This is a genomic window from Pseudomonas saudimassiliensis, from assembly GCF_000939975.1.
In the GTDB taxonomy this organism is placed as follows: Bacteria; Pseudomonadota; Gammaproteobacteria; order Pseudomonadales; family Pseudomonadaceae; genus Halopseudomonas; species Halopseudomonas saudimassiliensis.
In genome coordinates this window covers 573,781-590,580 of the sequence record NZ_LK391969.1, presented here as the reverse complement: position 1 = coordinate 590,580, position 16,800 = coordinate 573,781, and the positions used below count along the sequence as shown (strand labels likewise).

Here is a 16,800-nt window from a genome sequence, read left to right as displayed (position 1 = left end):
GGCGCCGGTTCGCCCTGAGCATCCCGTTGCGCAGCCGCCGGCCGAGCCTGTACGGCGCAGTGCCGCGCCGCGCAAGCGCAACTACAAGCTGGTCGCCATCGGCACCTCCACTGGCGGCCCGGTGGCCCTGCAGCGGGTGCTGACGCAACTGCCGGCAGACTTTCCGGCGCCCCTGCTGTTGATCCAGCATATGCCCGGCACCTTCACCAAGGCCTTTGCCGAGCGCCTTGATCGCCTGTGCCGGATCACCGTCCGCGAAGCCGAAGACGGCGACACCCTCCGTCCTGGCCTGGCGCTGCTGGCGCCGGGTGGCAAGCAGATGATGCTCGATAGCCGCGGCGTGATCCGCATCCTGCCGGGAGACGAGCGCCTCAATTACAAGCCCAGCGTTGATGTGACCTTCGGCTCCGCTGCCAAGGCGTTGCAGAACCAGGTATTGGCCATCGTGCTGACTGGCATGGGGGCCGATGGCCGCGAAGGCGCGCGCATGCTCAAGCAGGCCGGCAGCACCATCTGGGCCCAGGACGAGGCCAGCTGCGTCATTTATGGCATGCCGATGGCCGTGGCCAAGGCTGGGCTGGCCGACGGCATCTACGATCTCGATGAGATCGGCCGCTACCTGGCCGAGTTGGGCTGATGGATATTCTCAGCATCATCGGGGTGATCCTGGCGGTGGTTGCCATTGTCGGCGGCAACCACCTGGAAGGCGGGCACATCCAGGCGTTGATGAACGGGCCGGCGGCGCTGATCGTGATCGGTGGCACCCTGGGCGCGGCCTTCATTCAGACGCCTCTGCCGGCCTTCAAGCGCGCCCTGGGCATGTTTCCCTGGGTTTTTGCGTCGCCGGATGTGCCGCTGCGTGAGGGCATTGGCAAGGTGGTCAACTGGAGCAACACCGCGCGCAAGGATGGTCTGCTGGGGTTGGAAACCATCGCCGAGATGGAAACCGACCTGTTCGCCCGCAAGGGGCTGCAGCTGCTGGCCGACGGCTGCGAGCCAGACACCCTGCGCAGCATCCTCGAAGTGGAGCTGGTCAGCCGCGAGAACAGCGATCTGCGGGCGGCCCGGGTCTACGAAGCCATGGGCGGTTATGCGCCGACCATCGGCATTATTGGCGCGGTGATGGGGCTGATCCACGTCATGGGCAACCTGGCGGACCCCTCGATGCTCGGAAGCGGCATTGCCGTGGCCTTTGTTGCCACTATCTACGGTGTGGCGCTGGCCAACCTGTTCCTGCTGCCCATCGCCAACAAGCTCAAGGCGGTCGTGCTCGAGCAATCCGGTTACCGGGAAATGTTGCTGGAGGGGCTGCTGGCCATCGCCGAAGGTGAAAATCCGCGCTCCATCGAACTGAAGCTTGAAGGCTTCCTGGACTGAGACATGCGCCGTCGCCGCGAAGAGGAGCACGTCAATAATGAACGCTGGATGGTGTCCTACGCGGACTTCATTACCCTGCTGTTCGCCTTTTTCGTGGTGATGTATTCCATTTCCTCGGTCAACGAGGGCAAGTACAAGGTGTTGTCCGAGTCGCTGATCGGGGTGTTCAGCCAGGCGCCGACGACGCCCGAGCCGATCCAGATCGGCGAGCACACGCCCCGCACGCTGGCGCCGGAACCGGAAGCGACGCCGCAGGCTCCGGCAGGGCAGGGCAGCAACGACAGCGATGGTGCGGATCCTTTGGAAAGTATCGCCGAGGCCATGCAGGCGGCCTTTGGTGAGTTGATATCGGTGGGCGACCTGCGGATCCACGCCAATGAGCTGTGGATCGAGATCGAACTGAATTCCGGCTTGCTGTTTCCCAGCGGCGATGCCTTGCCGCTGGATAGCGCCTTTGGCCTGATTGAACGGATCGCCGGGATCCTGTCGCCCTACGACAATCCCGTGCATGTTGAAGGTTTTACGGATAACGTGCCGATCCGCTCGTCGGTCTATCCGACCAACTGGGAGCTGTCCGCGGCGCGGGCCGCAAGCGTGGTTCGCCTGCTGAGCTCCGGTGGTATCGACGCGGGTCGGCTGGCTGCAGTGGGCTATGGCGAGCATCGGCCGGTGGCGGACAACGCCACACCAGCGGGGCGCAGGGCCAACCGGCGGGTGGTGCTGCTGGTGTCGCGCTTCACCGAGACTCGACACTTACAGTCCCGGGAGGGCGTGGCGGACCCGCAGGCCATGCGCCAGGCCCGCGCCGAAGGGGCCAGCGGTCCGCCGGTGGCAGGGGCGGGTGATGGCAGCGGTATGCAGGGCATCAACTGATGCGGCAGCTAACGGGTGGGAGTACATCAGCATGAGAGTCTGGGCAGTAGCCAATCAGAAGGGCGGAGTAGGCAAGACCACGTCGGCGGTAGCGCTGGCCGGTCTGCTGGCCGATCAGGGCAAGCGCGTGCTGGTGGTGGATCTGGACCCCCATGGCTCGATGACCAGCTATTTCGGCCATGACCCCGATCGCCTGACCAGCAGCGTGTTCAACCTGTTCCAGCACCAGGGGCGGGTACCCGCCGGGCTGGCCGCTGCCTTGTTGTTGGAGACCTCCCACGAACACATCCAGCTGCTGCCATCGAGCACCGCGCTGGCGACCCTGGAGCGCCAGTCGGCGGCCCAGGGCGGTTTTGGCTTGGTGATCTCCCGCGCGCTGGAGCAATTACGGGGCGATTTCGACTTCGTCATCATCGACAGCCCACCCTTGCTGGGCGTGTCCATGATCAACGCCCTGGCCGCCTGCGAGCAGCTGGTGATCCCCGTGCAGACCGAGTTTCTCGCCATGAAGGGGCTGGAGCGTATGGTCCATACCCTGAACATGGTCAACCGCTCCCGGCGCCAGGCGCTGCCCTACACCATAGTCCCAACGCTGTTCGACCGCCGTACCCAGGCCTCGCTGAGCACCCTGCGCACCCTGCGCCGGGATTACGCCGACCAGCTGTGGCAGGCCTACGTGCCGATCGACACCAAGCTGCGCGACGCCAGCCTGGCAGGCGTGGTGCCGTCGCGTCTGGAGAGCAACGCCCGCGGCGTGCTGGCCTACCGCGCCTTGCTGCGGTACCTGCTGGTACACGTCACGCCAAAACGGGAAGAGGTTGCTGCAGCGGCGGGCGTGCGCGCAGTCGGCTAATGCTCGGCGGCCCGCGGCCGATAACCTGAGTGACCCGGCGCTGCCGGTTTTTGCAGATCCGATTCGGGACCCGAGACGACAGATGAACACCCCCTTGCCCGTACAGCACTATGTTCCCGAGCAGACCATCCAGTCCTATCTGGATGCGTTGCTGCAGGAGGCCGCTGTGGAGCTGGCGCTGGCCGAGCCGCCGGCCCCGCCCGTGGTGGAGATGGCGCCGGTACCGGTACGCCGGCCCGAGCCGCTGGTCGTTTCCAAGGTCGAGCCAGCGCCAATGGCCAGCCCGTTGCCGGAGCCCGAGCCTGAACCGGAAATGCCCCCACCTGCCGCGGCGGCCAACGCTGCCTGGCGGGAGGCGCCCTTCGAGGCGCTGCTGTTCGATGTCGGTGGGCTGACCCTGGCGGTGCCGCTGGTGTCCCTGGGCAGCATCCATTCCCTGGACGGCCCCATCACGCCCCTGTTCGGCCAGCCGGACTGGTTCCTCGGCCTGCTGCCAACCCAGGCCGGCAATCTCCGGGTACTGGATACCGCGCGCTGGATCATGCCTGAGCGCTACACCCCGGATCTGCGCGATACCCTGCGCTTCGTCATTTCCGTGCAGGGGCATGAGTGGGGGATGGCGGTGCATGGCGTGAGCCAGTCCATCCGCCTGGACCCCAGCCAGATCAAGTGGCGCTCGGGGCAGGGCAAACGGCCCTGGCTGGCCGGCACGTTGATTGATCAGATGTGCGCTTTGGTGGACGTTGACGCGCTTGCCACGTTGATCACCGCTGGCAAACAGACCGACGCACGATTAGGATGAAACCAACACTTCCGCCGCGCCACCGGCCGGATGGAACCAACAAGGTCGAGAGTTGAAGATGAAAGACAATACCGCACAGCGCGCCGATGACCCGATCCTGCAGTGGGTGACCTTCCGCCTGGACAACGAAACCTACGGCATCAACGTGATGCAGGTGCAGGAAGTGCTGCGCCATACCGAGATTGCCCCGGTGCCCGGCGCGCCGTCCTATGTGTTGGGCATCATCAACCTGCGCGGCAACGTGGTCACCGTAATTGACACCCGCCAGCGCTTCGGCCTGATGCCCGCGCCGGTCACCGACCAGACCCGCATCGTCATCATCGAAGCGGACCGGCAGGTGATCGGCATCCTGGTCGACAGCGTGGCGGAGGTGGTGTACCTGCGCCAGTCCGACATCGAAACGGCGCCCAACGTCGGCACCGACGAGTCGGCCAAGTTTATCCAGGGCGTCAGCAACAAGAACGACGAGCTGCTCATTCTGGTCGATCTGGAAAAGATGATGACCGAGGATGAGTGGGCCGAGCTGCAGGATATCTGATCCGATGGATGACCGCTCGCTGCTGCTATTGGCTGGACTGCTGCTGGGGCTGCTGGTCGCCGCGCTGGTAGCGTCCATCCTCGCGGTCCGGCGGCTGGGGCAGCGCCAGCTGGCCCTGGAGGCGAGCATGGAGGGTCGGCTGGACAAACTGACCCAGCGTTTGGCCGAATATCAGCAGAGTCATATCCGCATGGGGGAGGAGCTGATCAGCCTGCGCAGCAAACTGACCCAGCTGGAAAACAAGCAACAGCGGCTGGAACAGCAGGACATGCACACCATGCCCTACAACCAGGCCAGCCGCCTGGTCGGCATGGGCGCCAGCCTCGACGACCTCATGCAATCCTGCGGCCTGACCCGCAGCGAAGCCGAGCTGATGCTCAAGCTGCACGGCGCCAAATAAACTTCAGCTTCAGCGCTGCCCATAATCCCGATCGCGGCGAGGCGCCGCTCCTACAAAGGTTGCATCTTGCTCGGTTATTGTAGGAGCCCCGCCTCGGGGCGGTGGGGCTCCCCTGCGGCGGGGCGGTTGCCGCTTACCCCCGCGCGTCCAGCGCCTGGCCGTTTACACCCTTGCTGTCCGGGCCGAGCAGGTAGAGGAATACCGGCATGATATCCGCGGGCTCGGGGTTCTTTTCCGGCTCTTCGGCGGGGTAGGCAGCCTTGCGCATGGCGGTGCGGGTGGCGCCGGGGTTGACGCTGTTGACGCGGATCTCGCTGGTGCCGTCCTGCTCGTCGGCCATCACCTGCATCAGCCCCTCGATGGCGAACTTGGTCACCGCGTAGGGGCCCCAGTAGGCCCGGGCCTTGCGGCCGACACTGGAGGACAGGAAGATGATCGAGGCATCGGGCGCCGCGCGCAGCAGCGGGAACATGGCCTTGCTGAGAAAGAAGGGCGCATTGACGTTGACCTGCATGAGCTCCAGCCAGGCTTCGTCCTTGACGCTCTCGATCAGGGTCCGCGGGCCCAGCTGGGCAGCGTTGTGGACCAGCCCGTCGAGCTTGCCGAAGGTGTCGAACAGCTGATCGGCCAGGTCGTTGTAGTCCTTCTCTACCGCAGTTTCCAGGTTCAGTGGGCAGATCGCCGGCTTGGGGTAGCCAGCGGCCTCGATTTCATCATAGACCGCTTCCAGTTTGCTCAGGGTCCGACCCAGCAGTACCACGGTCGCGCCATGGGCGGCGCAGCTCAGTGCGCAGGCGCGGCCAATACCATCACCGGCGCCGGTAATCAGGATCACGCGGCCCTGCAGCAGGTCCTTGGGGGCTTGGTAGTCAAACATCGGAAAACTCCTTGGTCCGTTGCTGCTCCAGCCAGGGGCGCAGAGCAGCGGCATTCTCGATACTGAAACTCGCATTCCATTGGTGCGGATCATCGCCCGCCGGCAGATAACCGTAAAGGGCAGCGACGGTACGCATGCCGGCCGCCTGACCGGCCTGGATATCCCGCAGGTGATCGCCGACGAACACGCTGCGGGTCGGGTCTACGCCCATCTCCGCGCAGGCCTTGAGCAGCGGCTCGGGGTGTGGCTTGCCGTGGGTGACCTGGTCTGGGCACACCAGGCTGGCGCACCGTTCGGCCAGGCCGGTAGCGGCCAGCAGGGGAATACTGAACCGGCTCATTTTGTTGGTCACCACGCCCCAGGGCAGCCCCTCGGCGTCCAACCAGTCCAATAGCTCGGGGATGCCGGGGAACGGCTGGGTATGTACTGCCAGTTGCTGCTGGTAACGGTCCAGGAAGTCGTCGCGCAGTTCGGCAAAGTCGGCATGTTCGGGGGTGATGGAGAACGCTGCGCAGAGCATGCCGGCCGAGCCGTCGGAGACGGTTGAGCGGATCAGGTGCAGCGGGGCATCCGGCAGGCCCCGGTCCTGGCGCATCTGGCGGATGATCGCCAGGAACTCGTCGGCGGTGTCCAGCAGGGTGCCGTCCAGGTCGAACAGGACGCTGTCCAGCATCTCAGGCTCCGCGCTGGCAGTGGATCATGTAGTTGACGTCCACGTCATTGGCCAGCTTGTAGTGCCGCAGCAGCGGGTTGTAGGTCAAGCCGATGATGTCCTGCATATCCAGCCCGGCCTGGCGGCACCAGCCGCCCAGTTCGGCGGGCCGGATGAACTTGGCGTATTCATGGGTGCCCCGCGGCAGCATGCGCAGCACGTATTCGGCACCGACGATGGCAAAGGCGAAGGACTTGGCGTTGCGGTTGATGGTCGAGAAGAACACGTGGCCGCCGGGCTTGACCAGGGTGGCGCAGGCGCGGATCACGGAAGCCGGGTCCGGTACGTGCTCGAGCATCTCCATGCAGGTAACGACGTCGAAACGGCCCGGGTGCAGGGTCGCCATCTCCTCGGCGGTGCATTGCTGGTATTCCACTTCCACGCCGGATTCGAGCTGGTGCAGGCGGGCCACGGACAGGGGCGCTTCGCCCATGTCGATCCCGGTCACCCGGGCGCCGCGCTGGGCCATGGCTTCGGTGAGGATGCCGCCACCGCAGCCGACGTCGAGCACTTCCTTGCCGGCCAGCGAGGACTTTTCATCGATCCAGTTGATACGCAGCGGGTTGATCTCATGCAGCGGCTTGAATTCGCTTTCCCGATCCCACCAGCGGCTGGCCAGGGCCTCGAATTTGGCGATTTCCGCCCGGTCGACATTCAGCGTCATCATGATCCCCTTGTTGCATCTGCCTGACCCGCGTCCGGGTGCCGGCTTTGAGTGTGTTCGTCTGGGCCTTGGCCCAGCTCGTCCGTCGCATGGCCAGCAGTATACCCTCTCATTTTTGCCGCTGGCAGCGACATTTGCTCGCGGGGGTGCGGTGCGGGGGAGTCTTTCGGTACTGCCCCGAGTATAATGATGTTTTCCCGCTGGAGTCGTTCATGCAGTTTCAACCCCAAGGCGCTGACCAGCGCGGCGTCCAGGCGATGGAGTGGCGCGGCGACAGTCTGCGTATCCTCGATCATCGCCGCCTGCCCGAAGAACATCTCTGGATCGATTGCACTGACGCGCCCCAGGTCGCTGCGGCCATCCGCGACGGCGTGGTGCAGGGGCCCGCCTCGGTGGGCATCGCCGCCGCCTACGGTATCGCCCTGGCGGCCAGACGCCTGGGCCAGGCCGCGGACTGGTCCGGCGCCTTGGCGGCGGACTTCGAACTGCTGGCCGAGGCGCGTCCCTCGGCGGAGCCGCTGACCTGGGCGCTGCGCATGCTGCAGGAGCGGCTACGTCGCCCGCTGGGCCTCTCTGCGGACGTGCCGGCGCTGCTCGCCGAAGCCGCGCTGGGTATCCATGCCAGCGACAGCGAAGCGAATCGGGTCATGGCCAAGCTCGGCATGCAGGTAATCCGGCGGCACGACCGCCAGCCCCAGACGCTGATGACCTTCGGCCACGCCGGTGCTTTATCCGGCAGCGGCCGGGGTGGCGTGCTCGGGGTGATCCAGGCAGCCCACGGGGCGGGCCTGGTGGCCCAGGTTGAGGTCTGCGAGAGCCGGCCCGGCAATGCCGGTCTGGTCACCCATTGGGAGCTGCAGCAGTACGACCTGCCGGCAACGCTGCATGCCGATACGGTCGCCGGGCATCTGATGAAGGAAGCCAGTCCCAGCTGGGTGGTGGTCGGCGCCGAGCGCATCGCCGGTAATGGCGATGTGGTCAACGCCATCGGGACCTACGGTCTGGCTGTGCTGGCGATGCACCACGGTCTGCGTTTCATGGTGGTGGCGCCCAGCTCCTGCATTGATCTGACGCTGGAGACGGCCGACGACGTCGAACTGGGTGAGGAGCAGGACGCGCCGGCGGGGGAGGCGCTGTTCGACGTGACGCCCGCCGACCTGATCGACGTGATCGTGACTGAAAAAGGCATCATCGAGCGCCCGGACGAGGTCAAGCTGGCCGAATTGCTGAGTCCACGTCGTTTGCACTGACCTGACCTGCCGGCCCGCCGGTCAGGTGCTGTGAACTGGCGCTCAGCAAGGTGCGCCATCTCCCGCCGGAGCGCGCGATGTGGTATCATTCCGGGCTTTGATCCGGCCCCGAGCCGGACCCCGTTCCGCGCTGAATGCGCATTGGCGCCGTCAGGTAGCCAACAATAAAAGGAATGCCGTTTCATGGGTGAGCTGGCCAGAGAAATTTCTCCAGTCAATATCGAAGATGAGCTGAAGCAATCGTACCTTGACTACGCCATGAGCGTGATCGTCGGGCGGGCCCTGCCCGATGTGCGCGACGGTCTGAAGCCGGTGCACCGCCGCGTGCTGTTCGCCATGAGCGAACTCAACAACGATTGGAACAAGCCGTACAAGAAATCGGCCCGTGTGGTCGGGGACGTGATTGGTAAATACCACCCCCATGGCGACTTGGCGGTGTACGACACCATCGTTCGCATGGCCCAGCCATTCTCCCTGCGCTACCTGCTGGTTGACGGTCAGGGTAACTTCGGTTCAGTGGACGGCGACAGCGCCGCGGCGATGCGTTATACCGAAATCCGCATGACCAAGCTGGCCCACGAGCTGCTGGCCGACCTGGACAAGGAAACCGTCGACTGGGTGCCTAACTACGACGGCACCGAGCAGATTCCCGAGGTGCTGCCCACCCGCGTGCCCAACCTGCTGGTCAACGGCTCCAGTGGTATCGCCGTCGGCATGGCGACCAACATTCCGCCGCACAACCTGACCGAAGTGATCAACGGTTGCCTGGCGCTGATCGCCAACCCGGACATGTCCATCGAGGAGTTGATGGAGCACATCCCGGGCCCCGATTTCCCCACCGCCGGTATCATCAACGGCCGTGCCGGTATCGTTGAAGCCTACAAGACCGGCCGTGGCCGCATCTATGTGCGGGCGCGCTGCTCCATCGAGGACATCGACAAGGTCGGTGGCCGCCAGCAGATCCTGATCCATGAGCTGCCCTACCAGGTCAACAAGGCCAAGCTGATCGAGCGCATCGCCGAGCTGGTCAAGGAAAAGAAACTCGAAGGCATCAGCGAGCTGCGTGATGAGTCCGACAAGGACGGTATGCGCGTGGTCATCGAGCTGCGCCGGGGCGAGGTGGCCGAGGTCATCCTCAACAACCTCTATGCCCAGACCCAGATGCAGAACGTGTTCGGCATCAACGTGGTCGGTCTGCTGGACGGCCAGCCGCGGATCCTCAACCTGAAGGAACTGCTGGACGCCTTCATCCGCCACCGCCGTGAAGTGGTGACCCGCCGTACCGTCTACGAGCTGCGCAAGGCTCGCGAGCGGGGGCATATCCTCGAAGGCCAGGCGGTGGCCCTGTCGAATATCGACCCGGTCATCGCCTTGATCAAGGCGTCGCCATCCCCGGCCGAAGCCCGCGAGCGCCTGTTGGCTGCCGCCTGGGAGCCCGGTGCGGTGATGGAGATGGTCGAGCGCGCCGGTGCTGAATCCTGCCGTCCGGACGAACTGCCCGAGCAGTACGGTCTGCACGATGGCAAATATTACCTGTCCCCCGAACAGGCCCAGGCAATCCTGGACCTGCGTCTGCATCGCCTGACCGGGCTGGAGCACGACAAGCTGCTGTCCGAATACCAGGAAATCCTGGTGCAGATCGGCGAGCTGCTGCGCATCCTCAACAGCGAAGAGCGGTTGATGGAAGTCATCGTCGAGGAATTGGAAACCATCCGGACCAATTTCGGTGATGAGCGCCGTACCGAAATCATCGCCTCGCGTCTGGATCTGAGCGTGGCCGACCTGATCACCGAAGAAGACCGCGTGGTGACCATTTCCCATGGCGGCTATGCCAAGAGCCAGCCGCTGTCGGACTACAACGCCCAGCGCCGCGGTGGCCGGGGCAAGGCAGCCACCGGCGTCAAGGATGAGGACTATGTGTCCCACCTGCTGGTCGCCAACAGCCATACCACGCTCATGCTGTTCTCCAGCAAGGGCAAGGTCTACTGGCTGAAGACCTACGAGATTCCGGAAGCCTCGCGTACGGCCCGTGGCCGGCCGCTGGTCAACCTGCTGCCGCTGGACGAGGGTGAGTACATCACCACCATGTTGCCGGTGGAGGAGTACACCGAGGGCTGGTTCATCTTCATGGCCACCGCCAACGGCACCGTGAAGAAGACCCCGCTGCCCCAGTTCAGCCGCCAGCGCAGCGTCGGCCTGATCGCCCTGGATCTGGACGAGGGCGATACCCTGATCAGCGCTGCGCTGACCGACGGCAACAAGCAGATCATGCTGTTCTCCGACGGCGGCAAGGTGACACGCTTCAATGAAACCGACGTGCGCGCCATGGGCCGTACCGCCCGCGGCGTACGCGGCATGCGCCTGCCGGAAGGGCAGCGTCTGGTGTCCATGCTGATTGCCGAGGACGGCACCGAGATCCTCACGGCTTCCCAGCACGGCTACGGCAAGCGCACTCCGGTCGAGGACTTCCCGCAGTACAAGCGCGGTGGCCAGGGCGTGATCGCCATGGTCACCAACGACCGCAATGGCCCGCTGGTGGGCGCGGTGCAGGTGGTCGAAGGCGAGGAAATCATGCTGATTTCCGACCAGGGTACCCTGGTGCGGACCCGCGTATCGGAAGTATCCAGCCTGTCGCGCAACACCCAGGGCGTGACCCTGATCAAGCTGGGCAACGGCGAGAAGCTGGTCGGCCTGGAACGTGTGCAGGAGCCTTCTGAAGAAGAGGGCGACGAGGAAGAAGTTGGCGAGACCGATGCCGGCGTAGCTGAAGACAGCGCCGGAACCACTGACGAGCAAGAGTGAGGTTAAGGTGAGCAAGCGACTGTTCAATTTCTGTGCGGGCCCGGCTGCCTTGCCGGAAGCGGTACTGCAGACAGCCAGGGACGAATTGACCGACTGGCAGGGCAAGGGTCTGTCGGTCATGGAAATGAGCCACCGCAGCGACGAGTTCGTCGGCATCGCCGAGCAGGCCGAACAGGACCTGCGCGACCTGCTGAGCATCCCGTCCGACTACAAGGTGCTGTTTCTCCAGGGCGGCGCCAGCCAGCAGTTCGCGCAGATCCCGCTGAACCTGCTCGGTGAGGACGGCAGTGCCGATTACATCGACACCGGCATCTGGTCGCGCAAGGCCATCGAGGAAGCCGCCCGCTACGGCCACGTCAACGTCGCCGCCTCGGCCAAGGAATATGACTATTTTGCGATTCCCGGCCAGAACGAATGGCAGTTGTCCGACAATGCTGCCTACGTGCACTACACGCCCAACGAGACCATCGGTGGTGTGGAATTCAACTGGATTCCCGAGGTGGGCGACAAACCCCTGGTAGCCGATGTGTCCTCCGATATCCTGTCCCGACCGCTGGATGTGTCGCGCTTCGGTCTGCTCTATGCCGGTGCGCAGAAGAACATCGGGCCCAGCGGGTTGACCGTGGTCATCGTCCGCGAGGATCTGCTGGGCAAGGCCCACAGCAAATGTCCGACCATGCTCGACTACAGTGTCGCGGCCAAGAACGGCTCCATGTACAACACGCCGCCGACCTTCGCCTGGTACCTGTCCGGGCTGGTGTTCAAGTGGCTCAAGGCCCAGGGTGGGGTCGAGGCCATGGAACGCATCAATGACGCCAAGCAGCGCAAGCTGTACGCGGCCATCGATGCCAGCGAGTTCTACAGCAACCCGATCAACGTCGCCGATCGGTCGTGGATGAATATCCCCTTCCGCCTGGCCGATGATCGGCTGGACAAGCCCTTCCTGGCCGGTGCCGAGGAACGTGGCCTGCTCAACCTCAAGGGCCACCGCTCGGTGGGCGGCATGCGTGCCTCCCTCTACAACGCGGTGCCGGAAGCGGCAGTGGATGCACTGGTGGCCTACATGGCCGAATTTGAACAACAGCACGGTTGAATGACATGTCCGACGAAGCGCAACTCAAGGCCCTGCGCAACCGCATCGACGCGCTCGACGAGAAGCTGCTGGAGCTGATCAACGAGCGTGCGCGTTGTGCCCAGACAGTGGCCGAGGTCAAGCAGAAGTCGCTGGCCGAAGGCGAGAAGCCGGTGTTCTACCGACCCGAACGGGAAGCCTGGGTGCTCAAGCACATCATGGAGCTGAACAAGGGGCCGCTGGACAACGAAGAGGTCGCGCGGCTGTTTCGCGAGATCATGTCCGCCTGCCTGGCCCTGGAAGAACCCCTGCGCGTCGCCTATCTCGGGCCGGAGGGAACCTTCACCCAGGCCGCAGCGCTCAAGCACTTTGGTCACTCGGTCAACAGTGTGCCCATGGCGGCGATTGATGAGATCTTCCGTGAAGTGGCGGCGGGGGCGGTGCATTTCGGGGTGGTGCCGGTGGAAAATTCCACCGAGGGCGCAATCAATCACACCCTCGACAGCTTCCTCGAACATGACCTGGTGATCTGTGGCGAGGTGGAGCTGCGCATTCACCATCATCTGCTGGTGGGTGAGAATACCCGCACCGACAAGATTTCCCGGGTCTATTCCCATGCCCAGTCTCTGGCCCAGTGCCGCAAGTGGCTGGACGCCCATTACCCGAACGTCGAGCGGGTGGCGGTGGCGAGCAACGCCGAGGCGGCGCGCCGGGTCAAGGGTGAGTGGAACTCGGCAGCGATTGCCGGTGATATCGCTGGCGAGCTGTACGGCCTGACCTGTATTGCCGAGAAGATTGAGGATCGCCCGGATAACTCCACCCGCTTTCTGATGATCGGCAACCAGGAAGTGCCTCCGACCGGCGACGACAAGACTTCCATCATTGTCTCGATGAACAACCGGCCGGGTGTGCTGCATCACCTGTTGCAGCCGTTCCACGATAACGGCATCGATCTGACCCGCATCGAAACCCGGCCGTCACGCAGCGGTAAATGGACCTATGTATTCTTCATTGATTTCCTCGGTCACCAGCATGATCCACTGATCCGCGATGCCCTGGAGAAGATCCGCGAGGAGTCCGTCGCGCTGAAGATCCTGGGGTCCTATCCGAAGGCGGTACTTTAACCGTAGCGGCAGGCTACCGGCGGCAAGCTGCAAGCGGTTTGGCAGATGATGTCGCTTGGAGCCTGCGGCCTGAAGCTTGAGGCGTTGTCATGAGTTGCGATTTCCTGAGCCTGGCGCTGCCAGGCGTGCAAGAGCTGTCCCCCTACGTTCCCGGCAAGCCGGTGGAAGAGCTGGCCCGCGAGTTTGGTCTCGAGCCGGCCGACATCATCAAGCTGGCGAGCAACGAGAACCCCCTCGGTCCGGCGCCCATGGCGCTCAAGGCGATCCAGGAAGCCCTGCCGGAACTGACCCGCTACCCCGACGGTAACGGCTTCGCCCTCAAGCAGGCCCTGTCCCGGCGCTTCGGTTTCGACCTGCCGATGATTACCCTGGGCAATGGCTCCAATGACATTCTCGAGCTGCTGGCGCGGGCCTTCCTCGCTCCCGGCACCGAGGTGGTCTTCAGTCAGCACGCCTTTGCGGTCTATCCGATTGTCACCCAGGCCGTGGGCGCGACGGCCATTGAAGTACCGGCCCGCGAATGGGGCCACGACTTGGAAGCCATGGCGGCGGCGATTACCCCGGCCACGCGCCTGGTATTCATTGCCAACCCGAACAACCCGACCGGTACCTGGATCGAGCGCGCCGAGTTCGAAGCCTTCATGGCTGCGGTGCCCGAGCGCGTGCTGGTAGTGCTGGATGAAGCCTACACCGAATATGTCAACGTCGCCGATGCCCTCAACGGCTTCGACTTCATCGGGCGGTACCCCAACCTGATTGTCAGCCGGACCTTCTCCAAAGCCTACGGCCTGGCCGCCCTGCGCGTGGGCTATGCAATCAGCGACCCGCAGATTGCCGATGTGCTGAACCGCGTGCGGCAACCCTTCAACGTCAACAGCCTGGCGCTGGCCGCCGCCGTTGCCAGTCTGGAAGACACTACCTATCTGGCGGAAAGCCGCCGCGCCAACCGCGAGGGCATGGCGCAGCTGGAGCAGGGCTTCCGCGAGCTGGGGCTGGCCTGGATCGCCTCGCGCGGCAACTTCATTGCCGTCGACCTCGGCCGGGAGGCCGCGCCCGTCTATCAGGGCCTGCTGCGCGAGGGCGTGATTGTCCGCCCGATCGCCGGTTACGGCATGCCGAACCATCTCCGCGTATCCATCGGCCTGCCCCAGGAAAACAAGCGTTTCCTCGAGGCGCTGGCCAGGGTTCTGCAAGGTGAATGAAAGCCTCGTGACGACGGCTTCCGCCGGGCCGCTCCTTGGCCGCCTGGCGGTTGTCGGCCTGGGTCTGATCGGCGGCTCCTTTGCCAAGGGTCTGCGCCAGTCCGGGCTCTGCCGGGAGGTGGTGGGCTGCGATCATGATCCGGCGACGCTGCGCCAGGCTGTCCCGCTGGGGGTGGTCGACCGGGTCACCGACGATCTGGCCGAGGCCGTGCAGGGCGCTGACCTGATCATGCTGGCGGTACCGGTACTGGCCATGGAGCGGGTACTGGGCCAATTGGCCAAGCTGGATCTGGGGCAGGCGGTGATCACCGATGCCGGCAGCACCAAGAATGCGGTCGTCGACGCAGTACGGGGCGCCTTTGGCTGCATTCCGCCGCACTTCGTGCCCGGGCACCCGATTGCCGGGTCCGAGCGCAGTGGAGTGGAGGCGGCCGACGCCCAGCTGTTTCGCAATCACAAGGTGATACTGACGCCGCTCGAAGAAACCGGCGAGCCAGCCCTGGCCCTGGTGCGTCAGGCCTGGCGTGCCCTGGGCGCAGATGTCGAGGACATGCCCCTGGCCGACCATGACGAAGTGCTGGCGGCCACCAGTCATCTCCCCCATCTGCTGGCCTTCTCGCTGGTCGACACCCTGGCTTCGCGCAGCGAAAACCTGGAAATATTCCGCTATGCTGCCGGTGGTTTTCGAGATTTCACCCGGATCGCCGCCAGCGACCCGGTCATGTGGCGGGATGTGTTCCTGGCCAACCGCGATGCGGTGTTGCGCAGCCTGGACGATTTCACCCACGATTTAAGCCGCTTGCGCGCAGCGGTCGAGGAGAGGGACGCAAACACCCTGTTGGGTGTGTTCACCCGGGCCCGATCCGCACGCGAGCATTTCAGCAAGATTCTGGCCCGCAGGGCATATATGGAACCCATGCAGACTCAATCAATCAACTTCATCGCCAACCCCGGTACCAGCGTACAGGGTCGTATCCGCGTCCCGGGTGACAAGTCCATTTCCCACCGCTCGATCATGCTCGGCTCCATTGCCGAGGGGGTCACCGAAGTGGAGGGTTTCCTGGAAGGTGAGGACAGTCTTGCCACCCTGCAGGCGTTCCGCGACATGGGCGTAGTCATCGAAGGCCCACACCACGGCCGGGTGACCATCCATGGTGTTGGCCTGCACGGTTTGCAGGCGCCGCCGGGGCCGATTTATGTGGGTAACTCCGGCACCTCCATGCGACTGCTAGCGGGGCTGCTGGCGGGCCAGCAATTCACCACCGAACTGACCGGGGATGCCTCCCTGACCAAACGCCCAATGGGGCGGGTCGCCAATCCGCTGCGGGAGATGGGTGCGAGCATCGATACCGGTGCCGACGGCCGGCCACCGTTGCTTATCAAGGGTGCCGAGAGTCAGCTCAAGGGTATGCAATATGTCATGCCCATGGCGAGCGCGCAGGTCAAATCCTGCCTGTTGCTGGCGGGGCTGTATGCCGAAGGCAAGACCTCGGTCACCGAGCCGGCGCCCACCCGTGATCATACCGAGCGCATGCTGCGGGGCTTCGGCTATCCGGTGCAGGTCGACGGTGCCACGGCCACGGTCGAATCCGGCCACAGGCTGACCGGCGGCAAGATCGACGTGCCGGCGGATATCTCCTCGGCGGCCTTCTTCATGGTCGCCGCGAGCATAGCCGAAGGCTCCGACCTCACCCTGGAGCATGTCGGCATCAACCCCACCCGCATCGGCGTGATCAATATCCTGCGGGCCATGGGCGGCGACATCACCCTGAGCAACGAGCGCGAAGTGGGTGGCGAGCCGGTGGCCGATATCCGTATCCGCTACGCCGGGCTCAAGGGAATCGAGATTCCCCTGGACCAGGTACCGCTGGCAATCGATGAATTTCCCGTGCTCTTCGTTGCCGCCGCCTGCGCAGAAGGGCGCACCGTGCTGCGCGGCGCCGAGGAGCTGCGGGTCAAGGAATCCGACCGCATCCAGGTCATGGCCGACGGCCTGCAGGCGCTGGGCATCAAGGCCGAGCCGACGCCCGACGGCATTGTCATCGAGGGCGGCGTAATGGGCAGTGCGACCATCGATAGCCACATGGACCACCGCATCGCCATGTCCTTCGCCGTTGCGTCACTGCGCGCCACCGGCGAAATCCGCATTACCGACTGCATCCACGTGGGCACCTCGTTCCCCGGGTTCATCGACCTGGCGCGCTCGGTGGGCATCAATATCCGCCAGGAGGAAAGCGCGTGACGGCTGATACAG

16 protein-coding genes are annotated in these 16,800 nt (G+C 64.5%); 13 read left to right on the top strand and 3 right to left on the bottom strand.

The features are described 5' to 3' along the window. From VG99_RS02855 to VG99_RS02825, 7 genes are all read left to right on the top strand, one after another. The coding region (locus tag VG99_RS02855; RefSeq protein ID WP_275425464.1) for a chemotaxis protein CheB at positions 1–637 on the top strand (637 nt) is incomplete at its 5' end. Further along, positions 637–1,377: a flagellar motor protein gene (locus tag VG99_RS02850; protein WP_044498233.1), complete on the top strand. Its 741-nt coding sequence runs from the start codon at positions 637–639 to the stop codon at positions 1,375–1,377. The genes VG99_RS02855 and VG99_RS02850, both read left to right, overlap by 1 nt. A gap of 3 nt (positions 1,378–1,380) precedes the next feature. Then, positions 1,381–2,250, top strand: a complete 870-nt coding sequence (gene motD, locus VG99_RS02845) for a flagellar motor protein MotD (RefSeq protein WP_044498232.1) — start codon at positions 1,381–1,383, stop codon at positions 2,248–2,250. Positions 2,251–2,281: 31 nt separating this feature from the next. Then, on the top strand, positions 2,282–3,103 hold the full coding sequence (locus tag VG99_RS02840) for a ParA family protein (RefSeq protein WP_044498231.1): 822 nt from the start codon (positions 2,282–2,284) through the stop codon (positions 3,101–3,103). 82 nt (positions 3,104–3,185) lie between these two features. Beyond that, entirely contained in the window at positions 3,186–3,905 is a 720-nt protein-coding gene (locus VG99_RS02835; RefSeq protein WP_044498230.1) for a CheW domain-containing protein, read from the top strand. A 58-nt stretch (positions 3,906–3,963) separates the two neighbouring features. After that, positions 3,964–4,443 carry a chemotaxis protein CheW gene (locus VG99_RS02830; RefSeq protein ID WP_044498229.1) on the top strand — a complete coding sequence of 160 codons (480 nt, stop codon included), beginning with the start codon at positions 3,964–3,966 and terminating at the stop codon, positions 4,441–4,443. 4 nt (positions 4,444–4,447) lie between these two features. After that, positions 4,448–4,843 carry a DUF2802 domain-containing protein gene (locus VG99_RS02825; protein WP_044498228.1) on the top strand — a complete coding sequence of 132 codons (396 nt, stop codon included), beginning with the start codon at positions 4,448–4,450 and terminating at the stop codon, positions 4,841–4,843. A gap of 133 nt (positions 4,844–4,976) precedes the next feature. On the opposite strand, the gene VG99_RS02820 is transcribed toward VG99_RS02825, so the two are convergent. The 3 genes from VG99_RS02820 to ubiG are packed head-to-tail and all read right to left on the bottom strand — an operon-like array spanning position 4,977 to position 7,096. After that, the gene (locus VG99_RS02820; protein ID WP_044498227.1) at positions 4,977–5,720 is read right to left on the bottom strand and encodes a YciK family oxidoreductase; all 744 of its coding nucleotides are present in this window, start codon (positions 5,718–5,720) and stop codon (positions 4,977–4,979) included. After that, complete coding sequence (locus VG99_RS02815; RefSeq protein ID WP_044498226.1) at positions 5,713–6,393, bottom strand: HAD family hydrolase; 681 nt, start codon at positions 6,391–6,393, stop codon at positions 5,713–5,715. The genes VG99_RS02820 and VG99_RS02815 overlap by 8 nt, the downstream gene beginning before the upstream one ends. A 1-nt stretch (position 6,394) precedes the next feature. Next, positions 6,395–7,096: a bifunctional 2-polyprenyl-6-hydroxyphenol methylase/3-demethylubiquinol 3-O-methyltransferase UbiG gene (ubiG, locus tag VG99_RS02810; RefSeq protein WP_239419785.1), complete on the bottom strand. Its 702-nt coding sequence runs from the start codon at positions 7,094–7,096 to the stop codon at positions 6,395–6,397. Between the two features lie 212 nt (positions 7,097–7,308). Between ubiG and VG99_RS02805 the strand changes: the two genes are divergently transcribed. From VG99_RS02805 to VG99_RS02780, 6 genes are all read left to right on the top strand, one after another. Then, on the top strand, positions 7,309–8,346 hold the full coding sequence (locus VG99_RS02805; RefSeq protein WP_044498224.1) for a s-methyl-5-thioribose-1-phosphate isomerase: 1,038 nt from the start codon (positions 7,309–7,311) through the stop codon (positions 8,344–8,346). Positions 8,347–8,529: 183 nt separating this feature from the next. After that, positions 8,530–11,148 carry a DNA gyrase subunit A gene (gene gyrA, locus VG99_RS02800; protein ID WP_044498223.1) on the top strand — a complete coding sequence of 873 codons (2,619 nt, stop codon included), beginning with the start codon at positions 8,530–8,532 and terminating at the stop codon, positions 11,146–11,148. 7 nt (positions 11,149–11,155) lie between these two features. Beyond that, positions 11,156–12,241 (top strand): 3-phosphoserine/phosphohydroxythreonine transaminase, encoded by a 1,086-nt coding sequence (serC, locus tag VG99_RS02795; RefSeq protein WP_044498222.1) that lies wholly within the window; start codon positions 11,156–11,158, stop codon positions 12,239–12,241. A gap of 5 nt (positions 12,242–12,246) precedes the next feature. Next, positions 12,247–13,344 (top strand): prephenate dehydratase, encoded by a 1,098-nt coding sequence (gene pheA, locus VG99_RS02790; RefSeq protein WP_044498221.1) that lies wholly within the window; start codon positions 12,247–12,249, stop codon positions 13,342–13,344. 89 nt (positions 13,345–13,433) lie between these two features. Continuing rightward, positions 13,434–14,546, top strand: a complete 1,113-nt coding sequence (gene hisC, locus VG99_RS02785; protein ID WP_044498220.1) for a histidinol-phosphate transaminase — start codon at positions 13,434–13,436, stop codon at positions 14,544–14,546. 7 nt (positions 14,547–14,553) lie between these two features. Beyond that, entirely contained in the window at positions 14,554–16,788 is a 2,235-nt protein-coding gene (locus tag VG99_RS02780) for a bifunctional prephenate dehydrogenase/3-phosphoshikimate 1-carboxyvinyltransferase (protein ID WP_044498219.1), read from the top strand. Positions 16,789–16,800: the final 12 nt, after the last annotated feature.